Here is a 23,797-nt window from a genome sequence, read left to right on the forward strand (position 1 = left end):
GATCCACCGCGCATCGCGGGCGGGCTGAAGGGACTAGCTGTCTGGATGCGAAACCTCCTTGGCAGCCGCCACAACCTTGAGCGCTTTGGGGAGCGCGTCCGGATCAGGCGGCTTCGCGGCGGGCTTGGCCAATGCAGGGTTCGCCTTCAGTCGCTCACGCAACACCATGTCGGGTGAGCGGCCCTTCAGGGCCCGCTAACGACGGCCATTGTAGGCCGTGTTGAAGCCGGCCCGCACGGTCTCAAGAGCACGGTGATTATAGATCGTGATGCCCAACACTTCGCGCTGCACACGCCCGTTGAAGCGCTCGACCAATCCGTTGGTGCGTGGCGTATAGGGCCGAGTTGTGCGATGCTCAATCTTGTGCTGCCGGCAGGATTTCTCAAAGTTATCCGAAGTGAAGCAGGAGCCCCGGTCGGTCAGGATGTGCGTAACCCGAAACGGCAGGGCCGCGAGCGCCGCCTCCAGGAAGGCCACAGCGGACGCGGCGGTCTCGTCATCTTTGACGGCCAGGTGCACGTAGCGCGAGGCACGGTCGATCGCGACGTTCAGGTAGCGCTTTCGCGTGACGCCGTCCTTGTCGCGCAGCTTGGGCAGGTGCTTCACGTCCAGGTGCACGAAGCCGACCTCGTCCTCCTTGAAGGAGTTGTGGGGCTTGCGCGCACGCTCGGCGGGGGTGAGGCGGTTGAGACCCTCGGCCTTGAGGATGCGGTAGACCGCGTCCCGGTTCAGGTGAGGTAGGAAGTGGCTGACGATGAAGGTGAGATCATCGAGTGGAAAGCCGGTGGCGCGGCGGAGCGCGCTCACGATGGCGCGCTCCTCATCGCTGGCTTTCCAGGGCAGTTTGTGGGGCCTTGCGGAGCGATCCTGGCAGTCATCCGGCCCGCGTTTGCGCCATTTGCGGATGGTCTCGGTGGAGACACCGTAGCGCTTCGCGAGCACGCCGGAGGGCTCGGCGGAGCGGGCGATTTCGGCGCGCACGGCTGGGGTGGTGCGGGCATTGGGATGGATTGCGAGCATCAGCGCGCCCACCTGGAGGAGGAGCGCTGGGAGGGCTCGAAGCGCCAGGCCTACCCCTCAATTGCCCAACGCACCTGATCCCAACAATGTTCCGCGACCAAACAGCTAGTTCAACCGGACATCCCTGATGCGATCGGCGAGCGACCGGATCGCATCCACCGTCTGCCGGCGCTCCTCGTGGATCTCCTCCCGGTGCCGCTTCCGCATCGCCATCTCGGCTTCGCGGACGAGCGTGCATCGATCGTAGGAGGCGGCGACCGCATGAAGCCCATCGATCAGCTCTCGGGCCGTCCGCTCGCCCATCACCATGCCGCCGATCTGCGCCAATCCCTCGCCTCCAACCGAGGGCGGAGCAAGGTGCGGCTTCTCGGCCCGCGCCTTCAGCCAACCGAACATCGCCAGGATAATGCCGCCCGCTGCGCCGGGGCCGGCGAAGGCCAGCAGGTAATCGAACAGCTCCTTCGCCTCTGGCGACATCAGCGCCCCCGCATCGAGAAAGCGCCTGCCTTCTGCATGTCGTAGCCGGCCGCAGCGAGGCACCATCCCTCGAACCCGAAGAAGACGATGTAGAAGTACACCCCCGGCGGAAGGCCCAGACCCGACTTGCGCGCTGCTGCGAACTGCAGGATGCACAGAGACAACCAGAAGAAGCCGGACGCGTAGGAGCCCAATGCGCGCAGGATGGGTGACCGCCTCCACCAGCCGTTTACTGCGAGCCCGAGGCAGCGCAAGCAGCCGATCAGGATGGCAAGAGCCCCCCACGTGGTCTCGCGCATGATGAGCCCGAGCATCTGGTCCGAGGAGATCTCGAACAACTCGCCGGGCTGGAGGATGGCGCAGCCCCACGCGATGGCGCAGCACGCCAGCAGCCATTCCGTCGAGCGGGTCTTGTTGAGGGAGGTCATCCCGACATTGCTGGTGGGCATGCTGGCCTCCTGGCTCCTTCGATCGCCGTCAGCGCTTCACCACGCTCGGCAGGATGGCGCTGAGTTGCGCGTCCTTCTGCTGGCTGGAGCGCGAGGAGCCGAGCCAGAAGGCGATGGCGGTGCCCAGCGCAAGGTTGGCTGCGCCATAGGCTTGGCTCAAGAGCTGGTAGACCCGCTCGGGGATCTCGCCCTGGATCAAGTAGAGCGCGCTGGTCAGCAGCGCCCAGGCGGCGAGGATCGCGAGCGTGACGATCGCCGGCATGGAAGCGGTCCAGTGACTGGCCTGCGCCAGCCCGAGCTGCATCTGCCGGGCGTTGGCGAGGTCGGCCAATTCGGCCAGTTGCTCCTTCGCCGCGGCGTCGATCTCGGCGAGCTTGAGCTGCGCGCCGGTCGGGTCGGCCTGCACCGCCTGACTGATCGCCTGCGGGGTGGCCGGCACGCCCAGCGCCGCGCCGATCGCGGCGGCCGCGCCCTTGCCGAGGGCGCCGCCGATGCCGCCGCCGAGCGGCCCGGCAAGCGTCGTGCCGATGAGCGTGCCGAGAGAGGGTAGCCCGACCTGCGCGAGCTGCCCGGCTAACTGAAGCCAATCCATGTGAGGAGGTCTCCACCCCTCTCCTGTTCCAGAGAGGGGGCGTGCGCGCGGCGGGCCCGGCCGGCTCGGGGGGAACTGTCCGGAACGGTTCAGGCAGCCTTGCCGCGCCACAGGCGCTTGAGCGCCTGTGGCAGGCCGCCTGTCTGCACCGTGCCCGCCTTCGGCGGCGCACCGCCTGCAGGCCGCACCATGGTGGTCGCGGTCACGACGACCGGTGCCGTGACCAGGGCGAGTGCTTCCGTCCGCACGCCGGCCACCCGCTTCGTCCAGCCCTTTCCGAAGACCGGCCAGCTCTTCGTCAGCGACTTCATGAAGACCAAGCGGCTGTCGCAGAGTGCGTTGACCAGCCAGCGCTGATCCGTCCGCGCGACCGCCGCCAGGGTCACCGCGCCGATCACGCCGTCATCCGCCACGCCGACCAGGCGCTGCAGCGCGATGGCCGCCCGGGCCGGCCCGCTGTTCACCGCGAAGTCGAATACGGCGTAGTCGACGCCGGCCGGCAGCTCGTCGCCGCGCACCGCGTCCCAATAGCGGGTGCGGTAGATCGGGGCCACTTTGGCAGGCGTGAGCGCCCGAACGTCAGCGCGGGTGGCGGGCCGCCCAAGCACTGCCGAGAGCGTGCCGAGGGTCACCCCGAGGTTGGTCGGCCCGCCAGGGTCGTCGGGGCGATCGACGTAGCCGCCCTCGTGCGCAAGGACGAGCTTCAGCGCCCGGTCGTAGGACGACGCGGCCATGGGGGATCTCCGATTGTCAGGGGGGAGCGGAAGGGCTGGGGGCGGACGGATCAGGCGGCACGCGGCGCTCTCGCCGTGATCCTGAGCCCCGGATCAGGGGACCGGCGGCGCCGGGCTTAGGCGAGCGGGATGCCGCGCTTCTTGAGCGCCGCCAGGACGCCCTGATGGTCGGTGGCGGCGTAGACCTCCTGCGCGCAGGCGACACGCGCCAGCTCGATCTGCTCGGCCGTGCTGGCTGCGGCATCGACCTGCCGGGCCAGCTGCGCAACCGTGAGGCCGCGGATCCGGGCTTCCTCCTCCAGCATCACCGAGCGCACGCCCGAAGAGAGGAAGGCGCGGGCCTGGGCCGCCTTGTTGGTGTCCATGGCGCGCTGCACCGCCGAGCGCTCTTTCTGGCCGATCTCGGCGTAGAAGCGCATCAGGGCGGCGTAGGCCAGGTCCTGGAACTGCGCCAGGCTCGGGCCGAGGATCAGGCTCATGGGGCAGACGGCTCCGTGACGGTGAGGGTGAAGACACGCCGCCGATACGGGAACGGCTCGGTCGCGACGCGGTAAGTGCCCGGCACCACGAAGCCGATCACGAGGTCGCCGCCCGGGTGCGGGGTCTGGCCGGGCCCGAGCGGGCCCTCTTCGACCACGATGCTGCAGGCCGGCACGCCGGGCAGCGTCGCCTGCTCGAACGGCTTGAGGGTAGTCTTGTCGAACTCGCCCGCCAGCTCCGGGCGCCGCTTCAGGGCCGGCGTGCCGCTGCTCAGGTCCACGTAGGTGTCGGTCATGTCCTGGCCGACCTCCACGAAGGTCTGCCCGGCCTCGCGCAGCAGGTCGGCGTAGCCGGGTTGGCTCTGGCCCACCATCTGGGTGATGCGGCCCGCGTCGTTGTAGATGAAGAACACGTCAGTCTCCTCTGCCCAGCACCCAGAACTTGAGGGTGCCGGCCGTGATCATCCCTGTGCCGGAGGTGCCGCCGCCCTGGACAGACCAGTCGATGGCAAAGCGCCCGTCGCCGAGCGGGGTCAGGGTGTACTGGCAGACCCAGTAGGCCTGGGCGACGCCTTGCGCGTTGGTGATGACGAGCGCCCCCATCGGGAAGATGGTCCCGTCATTGTTGATGTAGGTCCCACAGATCCACGGGAAGGTATAGTATGCGCGGGCGGTCTCGACCCGGGGACGCCACGCCTGTGTCATATCTGCAGGCGAGCCTAAGATGAACTCCTCGGCCACGGCCGGCGGGTACTGAGCCGAGAAGATCAGGGCCGGGTCGAGCGGATCGCCCGGCGCGCCACCGCCGTGGTTCCAGATCTTCAGCGGATCGCCGTTGACATTGAACTGAGCGTTGAAGGCCATGGGGTCTCACGAGAAGGTCTGGCGGCGATAGACGAGGTACATGATCTTGTCCGGCAGCTCGGTGTAGGTGCCGCCAGCGCCGAAGCACGAGATCACGAACTGGTTCGTCGCGATCCGGAGCTTCATGGTGTGGCGCGGGACCACTGAGTTGAAGGCACTTCCGCTCGACTGGAGGGCCACCGGCGGCCACTGGACCGTGCCGTTCGGGCGCACCGCGATCGGGATCACGTCCGGGGTGACGCCGTAGGGCCCGATGCCGACCGTGGCCTGCTTCGCCCCTGACGAGGTCGGGTGAGCCCCGAGGGTGACGATGCCGTGCTCCAGGAGCTGACCCGACCGGACGAACAGGTCCAGCAGGATCCCGTCCCAGGACGGGGTGAAGACATCAAAGCCGGGGCGCATCACCCGGAAGGCCCCAGGTCCGATATGAGTTCGCCAGGTCATGAGCTATGCCTTGATCGGCAAGGTGAGGACCACGTACCGGAAATAACCCGGCACGGCGTTGGGATCCAAGTCCGGCCGCAGCTTCGCGATCCTGAATTGGGCTCGGTTCAGGTACTGGAATTGGAAGCGCGGGAAGCCGTAGTTGCCTCCATACACGGCCTCTTCTTGGGCGAGCTGTCCGGCGGAGGGGTCGTAGCGGTCGAAGTAGTACCAGGGGTAGTAGCCGATGTCCGGGATGGTGACGACCTGATCGAGATTGCTCGTCCCCGCCTGGAGGATGTTCGCCATCCGGCCCGCAGCGGAGGAGAACATCCACTGCGAGTGGTTGGTCGGGTCGCAGGCCAGTGCGTCGTAGCCGGGCTTCGAGACGAACAGCCCCTGATGCCCGGTCGGGTGCTGCCCGATGAGGGTGCGCCAAACCACGGTCAGCCCCAGATGAGGATGCGCTTGTTGGTGAGGTCGACCTGCATCTGCCCATCGCCGCTCTGAAGCAGGCCGGCGGTCATCGTGCCGACGTTGGCGGTGATGGCGGAGAGCTGCGTCACCGAGAGCTTGTCGGCGGCGATCGAGCTGACCCAGATGCCGCCGCCGTTCACGCCGTCCGGGCCGAGGATGTAGGTGTTGTCGTTCCCCCACATCGCGATGCCCCAGTCGCCACCGCGCGGGGTAAAGCCGTTCGTCTGGCCAATCAGCACCCGCAGGTTGCCGCCGCCGTCGCGCACGAACATGCGCGGGGCGCCGCCGTTGGCCTGGAGGACGAACTGCGTGTTCCCGACGAAGATGTCCCCCGCCGTGATGGTGCCGGCCCCGATCTTGTCCGCAGTGACCTGCCCGGCGCCGATCTTCTCCGCAGTGATCTGTCCGGCCGCGATGTGGCTGGCCTGGATGGCGTTGGCCGCGATCTGGTTGGCGGTGATCGTGCCGGTGTTGATCCGGGATCCGTCGATGATCGTGCCGCCGCCGAAGTTGTTGATCCCAGCGTACCCATCATACGACGCCAGCAGCACCGCGTTCTTGTCGCTGAAGATGTCGGGCCAGTTGTCCCTGGCGGCATACAGTTGGCCCGGCGTGGTTTTGTTCCACCAGACATAGGTGTAGCCGCCGCCCGTGTTGAAGCTGCCGGCTGCGACCTGATCGGCCCGGTTGGCACCCGTGTCATCGATCCACAGGACGTAGCCTGCGGTCCACGAGAGGACGCGCGTGGTCTTGTCGACCGAGAAATCGAGGCTCACCGTGCGGACGCCGCGCAGGCCGACGACCAGGGAGTTGACCAGGATCGAGTTGGCCTGAATGGCGCCGCCGTTGATCTTGGTGGTGTCCGAACCCATCCACGAGGTGAGCGCCTGCCCACCGCCGATCGCGATCTTGTCCGCATAGATCGAGTTCGCCGCCACGTGCCAGCCGGTGAGGGTGTTGGCGGCGATCCGGCCGCCGGTAATGGCGTTCGCGGCGATCCGGTCGGCCGTGATCGTCCCGGCGGTGATCCGGTTGGCATGGATGGTGCCGGTGGCGATGGTATCGCCCCAGATCACGGTCGAGGAGCCCGGCGCCCAGTCCGAGTATTGGGTCTGGTTGGCCTTCGCCTGGGCGAAGTAAATGCCACTCCAGAAGTTGTAGGGTCCGTTGCCGCCGTTGAAGGCCATGCGCAACGAGACGGTCGCCGTCGCGGCGTCACCCGGCGCGGTGCCCATGCCGGTGCAGCGTGCCCAGGCGTTCAGGTTGCCGCTCGACTGCTGGTTCTCAACGACGGTCGTCGTCGTAGCCCCGAGATAGATGCCGCCCGCGTCGAACCACGACACCACCATGTAGGCCTGCGAGCGGTGGGCGCTCACATAGCCGGACACCTCATACCGCTTGCCCCCGACAACCGGGAACTTGGTCTCCCACGCACCGTCCTGGCGCGGGTAGGCCAGATACGCATCCAGGATCTGGCCCGCCGGCGGCGTGCCGGCGCACGACATCTGGAGCGAGCCCATGCCGGTCGGCTGCCAGCCGGGGCCCGATTGGTTGAGCCCGACATACGGGGCGCTGACCGTGACGCTCGATCCCCAGCCGGTAACGCCCGGCGGCATCGCATTGGCCGCGCCCGCCTTGAAGTCCGAGTTGTAGAGCAGGTTGGTCGAGTTGAGCCCGACGCCGATCTTGTCGGCCGTGATCGCGCCCGCCGCGAGCTGATCGACGCCGATGGCGCCGGCCTGGATTTCGCCCGCCGTGATCGAGTTGGCGACGAGCTTGTCCGCCGAGATCGTGCGGCCGGCGATGTTCCAGCCGAGGATGGTCTGGCCGGCGATCTGGTTTGCCGTGATGGTGTTGCCGGCGATCTCCCAGGCCGTGATGGTCTGGCCGGCAATATTGGCCGCGGTGATGGTGCGGACCTGGATCTTGTCTCCGGTGATGGTCGACCCGGCGATGCGGTCGCCCGTGATGGTCGAGCCGGCGATCTCGGTTGCCGTGATCGCGCCGACCGCGATCTGCCCGGCGGTGATCGACCGTGCGACGAGTCGGTCCGCCGCGAGCGTGTGCGTCATGACGGTGCCGCCGTCGATCAGCGTGACCCCGGGTGGGGTGTAGGGCGAACACTCCGTCTGATCGGCGCGGGCGCCCGCATACATCATGCCGGCGAGCATCACGATCGGGTTGTCACCCGTGATGTTGACGCCCCGATACATGACTCGGAACTGGGTTGCGTTGCTCGGAGCCTGGGCGATGAACCCGAGGCGGGGGTAGTCCTTCAGGGCGCCGCCGGCCACGCCCTGGTTGGGGGCACCGACCACGCCGCCCGCGTAGGCGACATGGTTCCCGGCCGCGTCGAGGAACTGGACATACATCTGGGGCGCGCAGCGGTGCCCCGTCGCGTAGACGCTGAACTCGTAGAAGGATCCGCCCACGCAGGGGTAGAAGGCCCAGAGGCCGGTGGCGGTGGCGCGGCCGTGCAACAGCTCGAAGTAGCCGCCTGCCGGGACGGCCGCCGCCGCGACGTCGCAGGTGAGCCGGAGGCCCGTCGCGCCGGCCGGCACCCAAAGGGTTTCCTGCCAGATCAGGGGCATGTTCGCACCCCAGCTCGTGCCGGAGATGCTCCAGCCCCGGGTGCTCTGCGCCAGCTCCGTGTTGTAGGCGACGTTGTAGCTGGAGACCGCGAGCTTCGAGGTGGTGACGGAGCCGGCCGCGAGTTCGCGCGCGGTCAGGCTGCCCGCCTGGATGTTGCCGCCCGTGATGGTGTTGCCGGCGATCCGATCCCCGGTGATCGTGGATCCGGCAATCTCGGTCGCCGTGATGGTGCCGGTGGCGATCTGGCCTGCGGTGATCGACTTCGCGATGATCTTGTCGGCGGCAACCGAGCCGGTGCGGATCGAGGCGCCGTTGATGGTGGTGAGGCCGGCCGGCGAGAAGGGCGAGACCTCCGTCTGCCCTGCCACTGCGACCGCCAGCATCACACCGCTGATGAAGCAGTAGGGCGGTGCAGGGTCTGACGGATACCATGTGATCCCATAGCGGACGTAAGGCCGGCAGTAGACTGCACCGGCTGGGGCGATGACGATCAGCTTCGAGCGGCCAAACTGCTCCCAATCCGCCTGGGAGTTGTAGATGCTGCCGCCCCAGTTGACGATCTGACTGCCCCAGGTCTCGCCGATATAGGCTTGGTTGGCGTCATACCAGACCAACCCGACATAGGCGGTGCAGCGGTGGGCACTGAGGTAGGCCGAGACCTCGTAAGTCGTGCCGGCGCGCACCGAGAAGGGATAGAGAGTGCCGTCCGTCTCGACCCGGCTCAACCAGACCTGCCCGATCGAGCCCTGGTTGGTCGGAACCGCGGTGGCGGCGACCTTCATGGCCCGCAGGCCGGCCGGGCAGTAGAGGTAGTCGACCCCGCTGGGGAGCATGGTGGCGCCGGCAAGGCCGGAGCTGTCGCTGCTCCAGGCGGCCGGATTGCCCAGCGTGTTCAGGTTGCCCATGTCGCCGTTGATGGCGAGGTTCAGGCTGGCGACCGCGAGCTTCGAGGTGGTCACCGAGCCCGCCGCCAGCTCGGTGGCGGTGAGCGTCCCGGTCGCGATCTGCGAGGCCGTGATGGTGCGGCCGGCGATCTTGTCGGCCGTGATGGTCGAGCCGGCGATCTCCGTGGCCGTGATTGTTCCCGTGGCGATCTGCCCTGCGGTGATGGTGCGGGCAACAAGCCGGTCGCCGTAGATCGAGCCCGTGCGGATGTTCCTGCCCTCGATCATGGTGACGCCCGCGTCGGAATACGGGCTCGGCTCGGTTTGGCCCGCGACCGCCTGGGCGAACAGCAGCCCGCCGGCCATGCAGTAGGGCTGGATGCCGAAGCCGGTCCAGCGGATACGGATGTCTGCGAAGGCGGCGTTGGCCGGCGCGGTGGCGATCACCCAGGAGCGGGCGAACTTGTCCCAGTCCGCCAGGGAGGAGCCGGAGGCGAGCTGCGTCGCGACGATGCTGTTGCCGGTGGCTTCCGTGATGTAGGTACCGGCGGCGTCCCACCAGATGATCGACACGTAAGCCGAGCAGCGGTGGGCCGAGATGTAGGCCGAGACCTCGTAGAGCGCGCCGCCCGTAACTCGGATGCGCTGCCCGGCCCCGCTCGCATCCGGGTTGGAGTAGATGAATTCGGCGTAGGTCCCCGTGGTCGGGGCCGTATCGTAGCGGGCCGAGAGCACCCGCATGCCGGCCGGCGCGTAGTCGGTGCGGATGCCCTCCACGATCGGGTTGACGCCCGTGTTACCCGGGCCAGCGACCCAGCCGGAGGAACCCTGCTGGAGGCCGCCGTTGGTCGCGAGGTTCAGGCTCGCCACGGCGAGCTTCGAGGCCGTGACTGCCCAGGCGGCGAGCTTCGCGGTCGAGACCGCACCCGCGTTGAGCTGGGGCGTGTCGATGGCGCTGTCCGCGATCTGCGTCCGGCCGATCTGCCCGGTGATCTGGGCAGCCGTCAGTGAGGTGATCTGGGCCGCTGTGAGCTGCCCCGTGATCTGCGCGGCGGTCAGCGAGGCGATCTGGCTCGCGACCACCTGTCCGACGAGCTTGGAGGCGCTGATGCCTGCAAGCTGGGCGTCGGAGAGTTGCCCTGCGACCTTGGCGGCCGAGAGCTGGGCGATCTGCGCATCCGAAATCGTGCCGGTGAGCTGGGAGGTGGCGAGCGAGGCGATCTGCGAAGCGACCACCTGCCCGACCAGCTTCGAGGCGCTGATGGCGGCGAGCTGGCTGTCCGACAGAGTGCCGGAGATCTGGGTGGCTGCCAGCGAGACGATCTGCGAGGCCGTGAGCTGCCCGCTGATCTGAGCCGCCGTGATGCTTTCGATCTGCGCGGCGACGATCTGGCCGACGACCGAGGCCGCGTTGATGCTCGCGATCTGCTCCTTCGTGAGCTGGCCGGCGACCGCCGCCGCATTGACGCTGGCGATCTGGGCCGCGGTCAGGCCCGGTCCGACATCGACCGCCGCAACCGCCGCCGTCCAGGCGCCGTTCACGAGCCGGTAGAGCTTGCCGTCCGTCGCGTTGTAGGCGAGCTTCGGGCCGGTCCAGGTCGCCGGATCCGGCAGGCTGGTGACCACGGCCGGCGCCACGATGGATGAGGCGATCTTGGTGGCGTCGATGGTCTCGTTCTGGAGCGCCGCCGCCGGGAGAGCCGCCGTGGTCGCCGTCTTCGGGCCGACGAAGTCGCCGGCCGCGCCCGAGCTGTTGACCGGCCGCACCCAGTATTTGCGGGTCTGTACGATCTCCAGGGTGGTGTCGCTGAAGAAGTTGAGCGGGACCGGCACCTTGGCGAACAGGGTGGCGTCCGCCCCGTCGTCGCGCGTCCCGATCCACACCTCGATCGCGGCAAGGTCCGGGTCGCTCGGATTGGTCCACGACAGGCTTGCCGTCCGGTAGGCGGCGTCCACGGTGAAGTTGGTGATGGCGCCGGGCTTGTTGGTGTTCTTGGCCGCGGTGATGGTGGCGATCGGGGACCAGCCCGAGACCGCCTCGCGGGTCTTGTTCACCGAGCGAACACGAACCGCATAGAGCTGCCCCGGCTTCAGGTTGCGCCACGTGAACTTGGGCTGGCCCGCATCGGCGGCGTCGCGGGTCCACGAAGGGTTCGTGACGCCGTCGCCCTCCGTCATCTCAAACTCGAAATACCCCATGTTGGTGGAGCCAACCGGGTTCCAGACGGCGTCGATGCGCGAGCTGGCAACGCCGGTCGCCGAGACCTCGAGTGCGGTCGCGAGCGTCAGCCCGCTCGGGATGTCGGGCGCCTGGACGTCGATGATGAGGTCGTTCGTGCGGACCGCAATCTCGCCCGAGATGTTCAGCTCGGCCGGGTTCTTGCCGAAGTCATCGTAGAGCGCGACCCGGACGTAGTACCACGTGTCCGGATCGGCCGTGAAGAACTGGAGCGTGTTCGGCCCATCGTAGACCGGCGCCGTCGTCAGCGGGTTGAAGCCGGACGTCCTGCTGACCCAGATGAGGGCGCCCCGGAGATCCGGGTCGCCCGGCGGGGTGTACTGGACCGCGATGCTCTCCGTCGTCCAGGTGGCGGTGGGGACCACCACGCCGGGCGGCGGGTTGGAGACGACGAGCACCGCGGGCTGGCTCTCGCGGCCGATCGCGTCGCGCGCGGCGACCGACACGCGGAAGCGCCGCCGCGGCCCGCCCTCGTTGAGGTTCTCCTCGTAGTCGTAGGTCGCCTGCGCGGCGGTGATGATCTCGGTGTGGAGGAGCGCGGTGGTGTCCGCGTCGAAGACCCGGAAGGCGTAGCCGACCTCGTAGGGCCTCACGTCCGCCGGCCAGGTCAGGCCCCACTCCAGGGTGCAGCTCCGCCCCGTGAAGACGCTGCCGCCGCCCTTGACCTGCAGGCCGGTGACGGTCGGCCCCTGCAGGCCTTCCCAGCCCTGGACCGTGTAGATGATCTGGGCAGCTTCCGAGAGGCGGCCGTTCAACCCCTCCGCCTGGACGATGAAGGTCCACTCGCCCGTGGCCGCGTCGTCAAAGTCCGCCGAGGTGGTGCTGCGCTTCGGTAGGGTCACCAGCGAGCCGTTCGGCTTCACCGCGGTGACGTAGTAGGCAACCGAGTTGAAGGGCTGGCCGGCCGTCCAGCTGAGGAGAAGGCTCTGCCGCGGCAGGTTGTTCTCGAAATAGGTGCTCTCCCTCACCGACAGGTTCGTCGGGGCGAGAACGACGTTCGGGAACTCGCCGATGGTCAGCGGCTCGAAGGCCGCCCCGTCGTCTACGGCCGCATAGATCGAGGGCTCGTGCTGGAGCGCCTGGATCTCGTAGATGTGCGGCTCGACCTCCTTGATCCCGACGATCCGGAACAGCTGCGGCACCACCTCGCCGGCGATCTGCCACACCGCCGCGGCGTCCGGCACGGCCGGCAGCGCGGGCGAGACGTTGACCTCGGTGAGGTCGACGCCGGCCAGGGTCGCGATCTGCCGCTCCGCCACGCTGCCGTCCGGCAGGGTGACGGAGATCTCGTAGGGCACGCCGCTCTTCAGGGTGACCGGGCGGTCGAGGAGGAGGGTCGAGGCCGTCGAGCCGGCCTTCAGGCGCCCGCCGGCGTCGATGGTGCTGATCTGCGGGTCGGCGATCGCGATGATGTCGCCGGGGCGGCGCACGGCATGGTCGAGGCCCGCCCGGTAGGTCGCGGTCTGCGTGGCGTAGTTCTCGACCAGAAGGCGCCACAGGCCCTCGCGGTGGGCTTGGCCCCGGCTGGTGCAGCCGAGCAGGTCGATCTTGGTCGGATTGTAGCCGTAGCGGGCAATGCCCTCGCCGTGCTCGACCACCTCGATCTGCGGCTTGAACAGATTGTCCGGGTCGGTCCAGCTGACCAGCGCCACGGTGTGGCGGGCCTTGCGCCCCGAGGAGCTGTAGGTGATCAGCCCCTCGATGACGTTGGCCGGCGTGACCAGCTGGCGGACGTCGTCGGGCCGGTCCTGGGTGGCCGTGACCGCGCCCGAGGACCAGTAGGCCATGCCGCGCCAGATCGCGCTGATCTGCTGCAGCAGATCGAAGGCATCCTGCTGGGTGCTGATCTGGGCGTTGAAGCGGAAGCGCGGCTCCTGCCCGCCGCGGCCGTCCGCGACCGGCACGTCGCAGTAGCGGCCGATCTCGTACAGCGTCCACTTGTCGATGCTCTCGACGCTGATGAACTCGCCGAGCCCGTAACGGTCGTTCCACAGCACGTCGAAGAACACCCAGGCCGGGTTGTCGGTCCACTCCTCCTTGAACGTGCCGTCCCAGATGCCGGAATAAGTGCGCGCGATCGGGTCGTAGTTCGACGGCACCTTGATGAGCAGGCCGTCGACCAGATACGTCCGGGCCGGGACGGAGGAGCCGAAGTTGCTCGCGTCCGCGGTCAGGCCGACCAGGGCCGAATGCGGATAGCTGAACTTGGCGTCCTGGATCGCGGTGAGCGAATAGAAGACGAGGTCGCTCTGGCTGGTCCACTTGTCCTGGCTGGTGTTGAAGCCGTCGGTGTCGTCGGTCAGGCGGGTGACCCGCACCTGCCAGGGCGGGCTCGACCCGGCCGGATTGCGCGGCAGGGCAACCTCGTAGGACACGAAGTAGGGCGAGGTGTTCTTGCCGGTGATGGTGAGGTCGCCGAGCTGGTTCACCCACGGCCCGCCGCTGTAGCGGGCCTCGATGCGGAAGCTGACGCTGTTCTGGCGGACCGAGCCGTCGTTCTTGGCCAGGAACAGCGCCGGCAGCTCGATGATGACGCGGGCCCGGTCGGCCTCGCCGTCGCTGATCGAGGCGGTGACCGGCGTCGCCTTGGTGACCTTGACCCCGACCTCCCGCGGCGTCTCCACCTCGGGATAGCCGGGCATGTAGGACTGATCCGGCGTGCCGGTGCGGAAGTCGGCCGAGAGGCCCTTGAAGTTGAAGGTGCCGTCCGCGTTCTGGACCGGCACGTCGTTGAAGTAGACGCCCTTCAGGCCGCCGACGACGCCCGTGATCTCGCCCTCGCCGAGCAGGTCCACCAGGCGGACCGTGGCGTTCGAGAATAGGGTGTCGGGCGCGGTCGAGCCCGAGCCGCCGGTCTTGCCGCGGCCGGAGGAGGACTTCCTGCCCCGGATCGGAGCGTCCTGGCGCACGCTGTCCTCCGGCGCGGGGGCCGGATCGAAATCGATGCGGTCCATGATGTCCTTACGCGGTCGGCAGGCCGGTGCTGTTGGCCGTGGTCACGCCAGCAGAGATCGTGATCGGGTTCACCATGGCGCGCCCGTAAATGAGCGGCACGGGGATGCCCTGTTCCGAGACGTTGTCGGCGCCCTGGAACATGTAGGACTTCTTCTGCTTCTCGGTCTTCTTCTTGGGGGACAGCAGGGAGGACACGCCCTGGAGGGCAACCATGGCGCCCATGCTGATCAGCCACGCCGGGCCGCCCATCCACCAGGTGGCGACCGCAATCAGCGTGCCGACGATGATCTTGCCGATCGACATGCCGGACTTGCGGGCGCGGATCACCGGCACGATGTGCAGGTCGCCCTCGGGCAGCCCGAAGCTGATCAGATCCTTGTCCAGCTGCCAGCCGGTGCGCCGGCTCCGGCCGAGGGTGACCCGGAACCGGCCTTCCTCGATCGCCTGCCGGAATCCCGGCAGTTGCGCGCCGAGCGCGCGGCAGGCCTCCGCCAGCGAGCGCACGTCGAGGCGGAAGGAGGAGCCGAACTGCTCGGCCAGGGAGCCGTAGAGGCGCACGGTCCGCATCATGCCGGAGGCCTCCAGTCGTCGGGCAGATCCGTGTGGCGCACCAGGAAGTCGAGCTTGCTCCGCCAGACCGAGGCGGGGTCGCGACCGGACAGCTGGTGCGCGAGGTGGTGCAGGATGAGGCCGCCCCCGATGTAGATCCCGCCGTGGTTCAGCACGGGGGAGCGGACGCGGCACAGGAAGCAGTCGCCCGGCAGCGGGCCCTCGGGGCCGCGCTCGACGCGCCGGAAGCCCGCCCGCTCGAAGCCGTCGCGGTAGAGATCGAGTTGGGGCTGGCCGTCCCGCGGCTGCCACCAGTCCGGGTCGCGCACGACGTCGGGGATCTCGATCCCGGCCACCTCGCGGTGCCAGTCGCGCCCTAGGCTATAGCAGTCGTTGACCCCGTGCCGGAACGGGCGGCCGAGCAGCGGCGGGCGCGGCACCTGATCCCCGAACCAGAACGGGTCGGCGCAGCCGGTCGAGAGGCAGAGCGAGATGCCCCACGGCACCGCCGTCGCCATCTGGGCCTCCATGTCGGCGCCCGAGGGGCAGTCCGGCGGCGGGGTGACCTTGCCGGTCGCGGGCTCCTCGACCGAGCAGTGCGAGTGCAGCACCGCGAGGTAGCGGTGCCCGCTCACCGCCTCGACCTCGGCCGGATCGGTCTCGAACTCCGTCAACGGCTCGCCGGCGATGTTGCGCAGCGGGGCATAGGAGCCGTCCGCGAGGATCAGGCCGCCGGCCTCGCGCGGCCATTGCGCGTGCGCGTGGCGCTTGTGAGCGTCCACCGCGGCGCTCCAGCGGGTGGTGAGGCCGTCGTCAAACGCGAACGCGAGCGACACCGGGGAAGCCTCCGAAGGGCAGTGGCGCGGCGGCGGCGAAGCGGACCTTGCAGCAGGTGGTGACGTGCCGGCTGGGCTCGTCCTTGTCGGGCGTGGTGGGGTTGCCGAACCGGTCGTAGGCCTGAGGGCCCGTGTAGGGGCACGTCACGTGGGAATAGTCCCAGTCCCCCTTCTCAGCGTCCCAGCGCCGGTACCGCCACAGGCAGATGTCGCGGACGATCAGCCGGGCGGGCAGCTCGCGGCCCTCCTGATCCATGTCGGCCGCGAGGGTCCAGACGATCTGGTGCTTCGAGTGCTCGACCTTCTGCTCGAAGCGGTAGAGGTCCTGCGCGTAGGCCGCCTCGGGATCGGGCGTCTCCCCGCCGTCCAGGAACTGCGCATAGGTGCGCGTCCGGATGAGCCGGGCGCCGATCAGGTCCTGGTAGAGCAGGGTCGCGGAACTCATCAGCCGGGTGGCGTTCGAGACGCTGATCTTCGGCTGGGGCATCTGCCCGTGGCCGGTCATCTCGAAGCCCTCGGCCTTCACGTCGAGCGGCGTGTAGGTCACGCCCCGGAACGTCAGCGGGCCGCGCGCCCGGTCCGCCTCGGACGTGAACGCGAACTGCTGGTTCACCCGGATCGGCGACAGGTCGATGATGAACAGCGCGACGAGATCGCCCGGCGTGAGGCTCTGGCCCGCGCGGATGAGCGCGGTATTCGGAGAGGTCACGGATCGAAGTTCTCCTTGAACGTCGCCGTCAGCGTGCTCTGGAGCCGGTCCGAATAGTCGGTGGTCCAGGTGTCGCAGATGAACTGCCGGGGCGCCGGTTCGTACGGGACCTGGAACAGGAAGGGCAGGTAGCCCTTGCGGCTGACCAGGAAGGCCTCCAGCGCTTCGATCTTGTCAGCTGCGAGCGGGACGGAGCGGTAGTTGAAGTCCCGGGTCAGCGGATTGATGCCGTCGCCCGTGCGCTGGCTGTAGCGGTCGCCGAAGGTGGCGGTGAGCACCGCCATCCTGGAGCTCCGCGACGAGCCCGTCGTGACCGGCCCGTAGGAGCCGATCCCGAGCGTGGGGAAGGTCGGGTAGGCCAAGGCCAGCCCTTATGCCGACAGCGTGGGAACCGGGTAGCCCGGCCCGGCCATGGGCGTGGGCGACTGCATCGGGACCGTCACCATCAGCACGGTGTAGGGCTCCAGCGGGTAGAGCGCCTCGCGGCCGTACTCCTTCTCCAGCGCATCAAACAGCGCCGCGTCCGGTGCGAAGTAGCCCGGCGTCGCCGCGGCCGCGGGCGCGGCATACACGTTCTGCCCGACGAAGCGCTGGCAGAGATTGAAGAAGCGCCCGACCTCGGTGGAGACGATCACGCCCTGCACGGAGGTGCCGTTCGCGCCCTGGATCTGGACGGGACCTCGCATCGCGAAGGCATCGAAGCCGCGGCGGAAGACCGCCACGGGCGTGCCGCGCTGGACCGCGGTCGCGTTGAGGTCGAGCTGTAGGGTCTGATCTGCCATCGATCTGCTCCTGGCCTGTCAGGCTTTCAGTGCTGCCCCAGCGGGGTCATGAAGCGGCGGGCGCTGTCGCTGAGCTGCTCGACCCGCTCGGGCGCGAGGGTGACGCTGCGCAGGGCGCCCTTCTCGACCTGGACCGGGCTGTTGGTGAGCTGGATCCAGAACATCAGGGCGATCTCGATCACGTCGCCCGTGGTGATGCCGGCGCCCGGCTTGAAGACGCAGGGCGGGTTGTTCTCGACCGTGGGCATCGGCACGTCGCCGGAGGCCTGGGGGGCGGCCTCGGGCGCCGGCGGAGGCACAGGCGGCACCTGGGCGTCCGGGGCGGTGCGGTCGATCGGGGGCTTCGGGTTGGATCGGGACAAGGGGTGCTCCTTGGATGAGCGGCCGTGATCCCCGGGCCGCGCAGGGTGCAGCGCCTGTCAGGCGCCGAAGCTGAGAGCGCCGATCAGGCGGTCCTGACCGGTGCAGAAGGGATCGATCGAGGTCTCGAAGAGGTGGCCGGGGGTGATCGAGCCGCAGGTGATCCGGTCGGCTCGGATTGAGCCGCAGGTGATCCGGTCCCCCTCGATGACGGTGTCAGAGTGACCGGGCGCCCACCCGGCCACCGTCAGGTTCTGGATGCTGGCTGCGGAGCTGATCAGCACGTTCTCGTGGACGGCCTGCTTGGCGGCGGCCAGGGCGAGGGGGGCGGCCACGGGCGCGAGCCCGAGCATCGCCAGCAGCGAGCGACGATTCATGGGGTGATCCTGTGTGAGTGGACGTAGAGTTAGGCCGGGGAGCTTGCTTTGCTCACCCGGCCCTTTCACCATCGGAGGCGCCAACCAAGCCGATGGAGAAATCATAGTGGCGGAAAAGAGCGAACACCACTTGAGGATGATGTGCCTGGGAAGTGTAACTCACAACAACAGTGACACGCTGATATTTGCAGAATTCGATGACGGGACGACCGGTACGATCCGCTTGCCAGTCGCACTAGGTGGCCAGCTTATTCATAAAATCCAGGAAACATATTTCGCCGGACCGCACGCGCTACCAGAGCTGACTGCTCTGCGGTATGAAGCGGCATGGAGCCCAGATGGACAGCTCATTCTGAAGATTGATACGGCCGAGGCGCACGCCATATCCTTTGCCTCCAGCCGCGAGATCGCCGAAGAGCTTCGAGATCTCGCATCAGAATTAGAGCGGCTTCCTGTTTTGAAAGATGCACCGGAGAACTGATTACGTTCTGCAGATCCGCGCGCGGCTGTGCCATATGGATCACCTTGCCTCGCTGCGCATCAAATGCTTGCTGCGGTGATGCCGGAGTAATCCGGCGCTGCCGCAGCGGCCCTCGCTTCAGCAGCGGCTGTCACCAGTCGAGCAGCGACAGCCTCTGCCTCATCGGGGGTGTAGGTCTCCCAGCCGCCGCCAATGTGGATGGAGCCGTCGCGCAGCGGGCCGATGTACATGGTGACTGAGCCCTTGGCCGCCGTTATCGAGGTCTCTGTCGCTGTTTCATAACGCGATGTCCTGACGCTCCTCTTGATCATGCCCTTCGAGGTCTCTTCGATCCCGAGCGTCTCAACCGTCTCGCTGTCCATCATATGTCTCCTCAACTTGCCCTTCTCGCCCCAGCGGCGTGCAGCGTCCCGCCCGGCCGCATCTCGCGCTGCGCCATTGCCATCCACATCCGCTCATATTCGGCCCGCATCGCCTTGGCGTTCGCGTCGGCGTTGCGCTGGTCGGCCTCCGGGTCGCCCGTCGACTGCGTGTTGATGGTGGCGTTGAAGACCGGTCCCTGCTGGGCCGCGTTGGCGTTTGCGGCTTGCTGCATGGCCGCCGAAACCGCGGCGCCGGCCGGCGCCACATAGCCGCCAGCGGCATAGCCCCGGAGGTTCGCTCGGAGGGTGTCCAGGGCCGACACTCCAATCCGCGACGTCGTCGCCGCGTCGAATACATACTCGCCGCGGTGGACGATGCCGGCCGGCTCGAAACGACCGCCAGCGCCGGTGTAGCCGCCGTCGGCGAAGCCGCCGCTGAAGATCTTGCTGGCTGCGGCGATCATGGTGCCGAAGCCGCCCGAGCCGCTGGAGCCGCTGGAGCCGCCGCCGATGCCGTCGAACAAGCCGCTGATCAGGGCATCGATGCCCTTGTTCATCAGCTTGTCGATGATGCGGTCGAAGACGTTCTTGAGCGCCTCGGCCGCGGAGACACCGCGGCGGAGATCCGAGGCGAGGCCGGAGAAGGCGTCCTTGGCGATGTCCTTCGCTTCCTTCAGGGTGTCGACCATCCGCATCCCCTCGGCCTCCGGACTGTCCATGCCGAGGCCGGTGCCGCGCAGGCGGGAGGCGATCCGCTGCTCGCTGTCGGTGCGTCCGAGCTGCTCGGTCTCGAACCTCACCTCGCGCATCAGGGCGCTGTTCTGGACCTGGGCGTTGCGCTTGGCCCAGGCGTCGGCGCTCTCCAGCAGGGCCTGCGCCTCCCCACGGGCGCCCTCCGAGACCTTGCCCAGGCCGTCGTTGATGAGCTTCTGGGCGTTCTGGTACTCCAGTCCGAGCCGGGTGCCCTTCTCGACCGCCTCGTTGAGGAGCTCCTGCGCCTTCTCGCGCCGGGCCGCCTCATAGGTGGTCTCGTCCGTCGTCCTCACCTGGGCCCCGAGGATGTCCGCCTGCCGCCGCGTCGCGACGTTGCCCTGCGTGTTCCGGTTGATGACCCGGTCGGCCCAGTCGAGGAACTGCCCGACCGTCCGGCCAGCGATGATGCCCGGGTTGGCGTTGATCGCCTTCTGGGAGAAGTAGGCGGACGCCGCCTCGTTCGGATCGGCGTTCAACAGCCGGGTGGCACGGTCGGCGCCGGCGAACCACGCGACGTACTGGTTCCGGTTGGTGGTCGGCAGGTTGGCCTTCTCCAGCGCCCGGCGGTTCTCCTCGGCGAGGACGCGGATCAGCGTGATGCTGTCCTCACGGTCGGTGCGCCGGCCGAGGATCTCGTCGCGGCTCATGTTGGCCGCGCGGTCGGGGAAGGCCTTCCGGAACAGCCGCTCCCAGGTCTCCTCGATGAACTGGCCGAGGCCCGTCGCGGTCGAGCGCGGGTTCTTGGCGAAACGATCGCCGCGGCTCTCCGCGTTGACCATCGCCGCGATGAAGTCCTGGCTGACCACGGTCCGCTTGGCGGCTTCCTCGGCTTCCTTCCGGATCCGGTCCGTGTCGGCCCGAGCGGCCTCGATCAGCCCCTCACGCTGGGCGATCAGGTTGAGGCGGGTGTCCCGCTCCCGCTGCAGCGTGGCGAGGTCGCGGGCGTCCAGGTTGTCGTTCGCGGCGCGCGCGGTGAACTGCCGGTTCACCTCGTCCCGGGTCGGCAGCTGGTCGAGACCCCGCTTCCGCAGCTCCTCCTGCAGGCCCTGGTTCCGCTCGGTGATCGCCCGGCTGACCGGGTCGAGCCCGACATTGGCGTTCGCGTTCTGGGCCGCACGCACGGACGCGGAGATGTCGAGGGAGCCGAAGCGCTCCATGTCCTCCCGCATCGAGCGGGTCAGGTTCTGGAGGCGTTCGAACTGCGCGCTGACCTGCGCCAGCTGAGCGCCGTCCAGGCCGAACCGGATCGGGTCGGCGATCGCCTTGCGGAGCTTTTCCGCCTGATTGCTGAGGGTCTGCAGCTGGCCCTGCGCCGGGTCGAGCTGGCGCACCAGGTCCATGATCTCGCGATTGTTGCGGGCGACCTGGACCCGACCGCTCTGCTCCTGGCGCTGTGCCTGCTCGGCCCGCAGCCGGGCGAGATCCCCGCGCAGGGCGCGCTCGCGCGCGTCCGCATCGGAGGGCGACAGACCGAACGGGCGGCCGCGCTGGTTGGCCACCTGCTGCAGCTGCCGCTCGAGGGTGGCGATCTGCTCCTCGAGGGTGCCGCCGGTCACGACCCGGTCGATCGCCTGGCCGATGCGGTCCCAGAGGGTGGAGACGCGGTTGCCCAGGGTCTCCATCATATGGCCCCAGCCCGACATCAGCTCGGAGGACCGGGCGACGTTCCGGTTCAGGGCCTCGAAGAGGGCGCGCTGCGCGCCGAGCCGATCGCCCTGCTCCTGCAGGTTCCGGATGGTCTGGGCGGTGCGGTCGTTCAGGCCGCCGAGCCGCTCGTCCAGGATCTGGACGCCCCGGCTCGGGTCGGCGAAGGCCTGCGCCAGCTCCTTCGCGGCGTCGGGCAATTCCTGGCCGGTGGTGGCGGCGTAGTCGCGCGTGCGGGAGATCAGGTCGGCGTACATGGAGGCGCCGATCCGACCGGTGCTGGCGAAGGTGGCGGCCATGGAGCGGGCCTCGCGCACCGAGACGCCGCCGGCCTCCGCCGAGGCGCTGGCGATCCGGTTGATCTGGTCGACGCTGGTGCCGGCCCCGCGGCCGAGGCCGACCAGGGCCTGCTGCACCTCCCGCTGCGTGCTCGCGTAGGAGCGCCATGCGATCAGGCCCGTGAGGGCGGTTGCGGTGAGGCCGCCGATCGCGCCGCCAACGAGGCCGATCCCGCGCACCATGCTGAGAGCGGCGTCTCGGACCGCCTGCAGGCCTCCCGTGAGACCGCCCTGAGAGCCGGCCAGGATCTGATAGATCTGCGGCCCCTGCTGGGCCAGGGTCTGCATCGGCGAGATGCCGGAAGCCAGTGACGAGAACACGTCGTTGGCCTGATAGCCGAGGTTCTGGAGATCGAAGGCGGTCAGCCGCGCGCCCTGGCCGGCCGCCTCGGTGTTGCGGATGAAGGTCTGGATCGCGCGCTCCTGCGCGATGTACATGGCGGTCGTCTGGGCGAGCGAGCGGGCGTGCTGCTCCTCGGTGAGGGCGCCGGACTTGAGCGCCGCATTGGCCTTGGCGATGAGCTCGTCGCGCCGCTGCTGGGCCGCGGTCAGCGGGTCGAGCTCGGCAGCCAGCGCGCGTTGCTGCACGTCGTTCATGAACGAGCCATTGGAGTAGCTCAGTGAGCCCATCCGGTGGCTCGCCTGGACGTTCGCATAGGTGCCCGCTCCGAGCCCGCGCCATCCCGCGCCCGCGGCGGCCCGCTCGGCCGCGGCGACCCCGCGCAGGGTCGCGATCCGCTTCTCATACGCGGCCGTCGCATCCTGGACCGCCCGGCCGTAGAGCGCCTCGGAGATCGCGCCGCGGTCCCGCAGCCCCTGCAGGCGCGCGATTTCCTGCTTCAGGCGCTGGGTGGCGTCGTATTCCTTGTCGAGGGCGCGCGTGGCCGCCTCGCGCTCGGCGTCGCTGGCGATCGTGCCCTGCGCGTAGCTGAGCGAGCCCATCCGGCGGCTGGCGTCGCGCACGTGGTTGTCGGCGCTGATGGCGGCGAGCTGGCCCTTGCCTTGCTCGCTGAGGGCGGCCCACTGGCGCTGCATGCGCGCGGCGCGATCGAGGGCCTCGCTGTACTTCAGGATCTTCTGGGTCGCGAGCTCCCAGATCTGGTTGGCGCGCTGCTGCGTGGTCGTCCCGCTCGCGACGGCAAGCGAGAGGGTGCGCGAGATCCGGCTGAGCTGATCGTGGGCCCGGTAGAGCGGGTCGAAGGACCGCTCGAGGCGATCCATGGCGCCCGCCATGGTGCCGATCGAGCCGCTGGTGCTCTCGATCTTGCGCTGCGCCTCCGCGAAGCCCTGCGTGCGGGCCTGGATGGTCAGCTGGCGGATGCTCTCGATGGAGGCCATCGGGGAACCTGGGCTAGGGCGCCGGGAACGCGACGGAGCCGGTGTGCGTGAACACCACCGGCGAGCAGAAGACGAGCATCACCCCGCGCCGGGGTTAGGCGGCTTGGGAACCGACGCGCGGAGGTGTTCGAGCCACCTCCGATCGAGGGCCATGACCAGGCGCTTGAGGCGCGCGAACTGGTCCCCGCAGCGGATCCCGTGCCGATCGGCCCAGGCGGCGATCGTGGACCAGGGGATCGCGCCGACGGCGCCGAAGCCGAGCGGTCTCTCCGCGGTCAGGTCCCAGAACGCATCCCAGGCGACCTGGGCCAGCTCGGGGAGCTCGGGCCGGGCGAGCAGTGCTGCGGGCGGCGGCAGGCCCGCGGCCGCGTTCTCCTCGGCGAGGTCGAGGAGAAACTGGACCTGATCGCCCCACTCGAGATGCCACTCCAGGGCGGCGATTACTTTCCCTCGGCGTCCTTCAGATCGGCCTCGCTCTCGTCGGCGACGAGGTTCGCGGCCCACAGGACGGCCCGATAGAAGCGGGCATAGTCGGGGTTGGTGAGGAGTTCCTTCGCCAGCTCGGGGCTGTACGGGATCTTCACCTGCTCCGCGTCATCCTCGTAGAGGTTGTCCCAGTCGAGGAGGATGGTCTGTGCCATCGCCTCGCCGGTCACCCGGTCGCGCTCGCGCGGATCGATGCCGCGCAGGCGCTTCTCGCGCGGGATGGCGTCGACCAGCCGGTCGAGGAGGGTGCGGTAATCGACGTTGCCGAGCCCGCGGACCCGCAGGCGGAGGTTGCCGCTCTCCGGGATGTCATCGACCCAGCGCCCCTGCTCGAGCAGCGCCGAATTGGTCTTGAAGGCCTTGAGCTTCACGCGGGGGTGTCCTTCGCTGCCGGGGTACGCGGTGCTGCATCGGCCGGCTTCTCCGATTCCGGGGCCGCCCTGGCGGAGGTCACCTCCTGGGCGTGCCCCTTGCCGACGATCAGGTCGGCAAACTCGTTGGAGACCGCGACCTCCTGCCCGGCGACGTAGCGCACCGGCGTCTTGCCGGGCCAACCCTCAAAGGTCTCCAGGATCTTCACCGTCTTCATCGGCCGCC

At 68.7% G+C, this 23,797-nt stretch carries 23 protein-coding genes and 1 pseudogene; 1 reads left to right on the forward strand and 23 read right to left on the reverse strand.

Going from position 1 to position 23,797, the window contains the following annotated elements:
* Window positions 1-33: 33 nt before the first annotated feature.
* The 18 genes and pseudogenes from MNOD_RS23765 to MNOD_RS23850 all read right to left on the reverse strand — a co-directional run bounded on the left by MNOD_RS23765 (window position 34) and on the right by MNOD_RS23850 (window position 17,798).
* Window positions 34-1,020 (reverse strand): annotated as a pseudogene (locus tag MNOD_RS23765) (IS481 family transposase).
* A 105-nt stretch (window positions 1,021-1,125) separates the two neighbouring features.
* Window positions 1,126-1,497 carry a hypothetical protein gene (locus tag MNOD_RS23770; protein ID WP_015931507.1) on the reverse strand — a complete coding sequence of 124 codons (372 nt, stop codon included), beginning with the start codon at window positions 1,495-1,497 and terminating at the stop codon, window positions 1,126-1,128.
* Entirely contained in the window at window positions 1,497-1,946 is a 450-nt protein-coding gene (locus MNOD_RS23775; RefSeq protein WP_015931508.1) for a hypothetical protein, read from the reverse strand. Before MNOD_RS23775 ends, MNOD_RS23770 begins: the two co-directional genes overlap by 1 nt.
* A gap of 28 nt (window positions 1,947-1,974) precedes the next feature.
* Window positions 1,975-2,538, reverse strand: a complete 564-nt coding sequence (locus tag MNOD_RS23780; protein ID WP_015931509.1) for a hypothetical protein — start codon at window positions 2,536-2,538, stop codon at window positions 1,975-1,977.
* Window positions 2,539-2,627: 89 nt separating this feature from the next.
* Window positions 2,628-3,272 carry a glycoside hydrolase family 108 protein gene (locus MNOD_RS23785; protein ID WP_015931510.1) on the reverse strand — a complete coding sequence of 215 codons (645 nt, stop codon included), beginning with the start codon at window positions 3,270-3,272 and terminating at the stop codon, window positions 2,628-2,630.
* A 116-nt stretch (window positions 3,273-3,388) separates the two neighbouring features.
* Window positions 3,389-3,751, reverse strand: a complete 363-nt coding sequence (locus MNOD_RS23790; protein ID WP_015931511.1) for a hypothetical protein — start codon at window positions 3,749-3,751, stop codon at window positions 3,389-3,391.
* Window positions 3,748-4,164: a hypothetical protein gene (locus MNOD_RS23795; protein ID WP_015931512.1), complete on the reverse strand. Its 417-nt coding sequence runs from the start codon at window positions 4,162-4,164 to the stop codon at window positions 3,748-3,750. The genes MNOD_RS23790 and MNOD_RS23795 overlap by 4 nt, the downstream gene beginning before the upstream one ends.
* 1 nt (window position 4,165) lies before the next feature.
* Window positions 4,166-4,615 (reverse strand): hypothetical protein, encoded by a 450-nt coding sequence (locus tag MNOD_RS23800; RefSeq protein WP_015931513.1) that lies wholly within the window; start codon window positions 4,613-4,615, stop codon window positions 4,166-4,168.
* 6 nt (window positions 4,616-4,621) lie between these two features.
* A complete protein-coding gene (locus MNOD_RS23805) occupies window positions 4,622-5,059 on the reverse strand; it encodes a hypothetical protein (protein ID WP_015930583.1) in 438 nt (145 codons plus the stop codon).
* 3 nt (window positions 5,060-5,062) lie between these two features.
* Window positions 5,063-5,482 carry a hypothetical protein gene (locus MNOD_RS23810; protein WP_015930584.1) on the reverse strand — a complete coding sequence of 140 codons (420 nt, stop codon included), beginning with the start codon at window positions 5,480-5,482 and terminating at the stop codon, window positions 5,063-5,065.
* Between the two features lie 2 nt (window positions 5,483-5,484).
* Window positions 5,485-14,184, reverse strand: a complete 8,700-nt coding sequence (gene gpJ / locus MNOD_RS23815) for a TipJ family phage tail tip protein (protein WP_015931514.1) — start codon at window positions 14,182-14,184, stop codon at window positions 5,485-5,487.
* A gap of 7 nt (window positions 14,185-14,191) precedes the next feature.
* On the reverse strand, window positions 14,192-14,755 hold the full coding sequence (locus MNOD_RS23820; protein ID WP_015930586.1) for a tail assembly protein: 564 nt from the start codon (window positions 14,753-14,755) through the stop codon (window positions 14,192-14,194).
* Window positions 14,752-15,570 carry an NlpC/P60 family protein gene (locus tag MNOD_RS23825; protein ID WP_015931515.1) on the reverse strand — a complete coding sequence of 273 codons (819 nt, stop codon included), beginning with the start codon at window positions 15,568-15,570 and terminating at the stop codon, window positions 14,752-14,754. Before MNOD_RS23825 ends, MNOD_RS23820 begins: the two co-directional genes overlap by 4 nt.
* On the reverse strand, window positions 15,548-16,279 hold the full coding sequence (locus tag MNOD_RS23830; protein ID WP_015931516.1) for a phage minor tail protein L: 732 nt from the start codon (window positions 16,277-16,279) through the stop codon (window positions 15,548-15,550). Before MNOD_RS23830 ends, MNOD_RS23825 begins: the two co-directional genes overlap by 23 nt.
* Window positions 16,276-16,641: a phage tail protein gene (locus MNOD_RS23835; protein WP_015931517.1), complete on the reverse strand. Its 366-nt coding sequence runs from the start codon at window positions 16,639-16,641 to the stop codon at window positions 16,276-16,278. Before MNOD_RS23835 ends, MNOD_RS23830 begins: the two co-directional genes overlap by 4 nt.
* Before the next feature lie 9 nt (window positions 16,642-16,650).
* On the reverse strand, window positions 16,651-17,061 hold the full coding sequence (locus MNOD_RS23840) for a hypothetical protein (RefSeq protein WP_015931518.1): 411 nt from the start codon (window positions 17,059-17,061) through the stop codon (window positions 16,651-16,653).
* Between the two features lie 26 nt (window positions 17,062-17,087).
* Window positions 17,088-17,423 carry a hypothetical protein gene (locus MNOD_RS23845; RefSeq protein ID WP_015931519.1) on the reverse strand — a complete coding sequence of 112 codons (336 nt, stop codon included), beginning with the start codon at window positions 17,421-17,423 and terminating at the stop codon, window positions 17,088-17,090.
* A 57-nt stretch (window positions 17,424-17,480) separates the two neighbouring features.
* Window positions 17,481-17,798, reverse strand: a complete 318-nt coding sequence (locus MNOD_RS23850; protein ID WP_015931520.1) for a hypothetical protein — start codon at window positions 17,796-17,798, stop codon at window positions 17,481-17,483.
* 106 nt (window positions 17,799-17,904) lie between these two features.
* Between MNOD_RS23850 and MNOD_RS47080 the strand changes: the two genes are divergently transcribed.
* Window positions 17,905-18,279 carry a hypothetical protein gene (locus MNOD_RS47080; protein ID WP_157091540.1) on the forward strand — a complete coding sequence of 125 codons (375 nt, stop codon included), beginning with the start codon at window positions 17,905-17,907 and terminating at the stop codon, window positions 18,277-18,279.
* A 59-nt stretch (window positions 18,280-18,338) separates the two neighbouring features.
* Here MNOD_RS47080 and MNOD_RS23855 read toward each other — a convergent pair whose 3' ends face one another.
* The 5 genes from MNOD_RS23855 to MNOD_RS23875 form a co-directional block, all read right to left on the reverse strand.
* The gene (locus tag MNOD_RS23855) at window positions 18,339-18,641 is read right to left on the reverse strand and encodes a hypothetical protein (protein WP_015931521.1); all 303 of its coding nucleotides are present in this window, start codon (window positions 18,639-18,641) and stop codon (window positions 18,339-18,341) included.
* Window positions 18,642-18,652: 11 nt separating this feature from the next.
* Window positions 18,653-22,714: a phage tail length tape measure family protein gene (locus MNOD_RS23860; RefSeq protein ID WP_015931522.1), complete on the reverse strand. Its 4,062-nt coding sequence runs from the start codon at window positions 22,712-22,714 to the stop codon at window positions 18,653-18,655.
* A 78-nt stretch (window positions 22,715-22,792) separates the two neighbouring features.
* Complete coding sequence (locus MNOD_RS47085) at window positions 22,793-23,218, reverse strand: phage tail assembly chaperone (protein ID WP_157091541.1); 426 nt, start codon at window positions 23,216-23,218, stop codon at window positions 22,793-22,795.
* Complete coding sequence (locus MNOD_RS23870; RefSeq protein ID WP_015931523.1) at window positions 23,155-23,571, reverse strand: hypothetical protein; 417 nt, start codon at window positions 23,569-23,571, stop codon at window positions 23,155-23,157. Before MNOD_RS23870 ends, MNOD_RS47085 begins: the two co-directional genes overlap by 64 nt.
* Window positions 23,568-23,789, reverse strand: a complete 222-nt coding sequence (locus MNOD_RS23875; RefSeq protein WP_015931524.1) for a hypothetical protein — start codon at window positions 23,787-23,789, stop codon at window positions 23,568-23,570. The genes MNOD_RS23870 and MNOD_RS23875 overlap by 4 nt, the downstream gene beginning before the upstream one ends.
* Window positions 23,790-23,797: the final 8 nt, after the last annotated feature.

The sequence above is a fragment of the Methylobacterium nodulans ORS 2060 genome (assembly GCF_000022085.1).
GTDB classification, from domain to species: domain Bacteria; phylum Pseudomonadota; class Alphaproteobacteria; order Rhizobiales; family Beijerinckiaceae; genus Methylobacterium; species Methylobacterium nodulans.

Bases quoted from the DNA above. Each gene is read 5' to 3' on its own strand.
- MNOD_RS23820 (WP_015930586.1), bottom strand. From the start codon at position 14,755: ATGATGCGGACCGTGCGCCTCTACGGCTCCCTGGCCGAGCAGTTCGGC.
- MNOD_RS23770 (WP_015931507.1), bottom strand. From the start codon at position 1,497: ATGTCGCCAGAGGCGAAGGAGCTGTTCGATTACCTGCTGGCCTTCGCC.
- MNOD_RS23850 (WP_015931520.1), bottom strand. From the start codon at position 17,798: ATGAATCGTCGCTCGCTGCTGGCGATGCTCGGGCTCGCGCCCGTGGCC.
- MNOD_RS23860 (WP_015931522.1), bottom strand. From the start codon at position 22,714: ATGGCCTCCATCGAGAGCATCCGCCAGCTGACCATCCAGGCCCGCACG.
- MNOD_RS23855 (WP_015931521.1), bottom strand. From the start codon at position 18,641: ATGGACAGCGAGACGGTTGAGACGCTCGGGATCGAAGAGACCTCGAAG.
- MNOD_RS23875 (WP_015931524.1), bottom strand. From the start codon at position 23,789: ATGAAGACGGTGAAGATCCTGGAGACCTTTGAGGGTTGGCCCGGCAAG.
- MNOD_RS23800 (WP_015931513.1), bottom strand. From the start codon at position 4,615: ATGGCCTTCAACGCTCAGTTCAATGTCAACGGCGATCCGCTGAAGATC.
- gpJ (WP_015931514.1), bottom strand. From the start codon at position 14,184: ATGGACCGCATCGATTTCGATCCGGCCCCCGCGCCGGAGGACAGCGTG.
- MNOD_RS23785 (WP_015931510.1), bottom strand. From the start codon at position 3,272: ATGGCCGCGTCGTCCTACGACCGGGCGCTGAAGCTCGTCCTTGCGCAC.
- MNOD_RS23840 (WP_015931518.1), bottom strand. From the start codon at position 17,061: ATGGCAGATCAGACCCTACAGCTCGACCTCAACGCGACCGCGGTCCAG.
- MNOD_RS23805 (WP_015930583.1), bottom strand. From the start codon at position 5,059: ATGACCTGGCGAACTCATATCGGACCTGGGGCCTTCCGGGTGATGCGC.
- MNOD_RS23780 (WP_015931509.1), bottom strand. From the start codon at position 2,538: ATGGATTGGCTTCAGTTAGCCGGGCAGCTCGCGCAGGTCGGGCTACCC.
- MNOD_RS23790 (WP_015931511.1), bottom strand. From the start codon at position 3,751: ATGAGCCTGATCCTCGGCCCGAGCCTGGCGCAGTTCCAGGACCTGGCC.
- MNOD_RS23775 (WP_015931508.1), bottom strand. From the start codon at position 1,946: ATGCCCACCAGCAATGTCGGGATGACCTCCCTCAACAAGACCCGCTCG.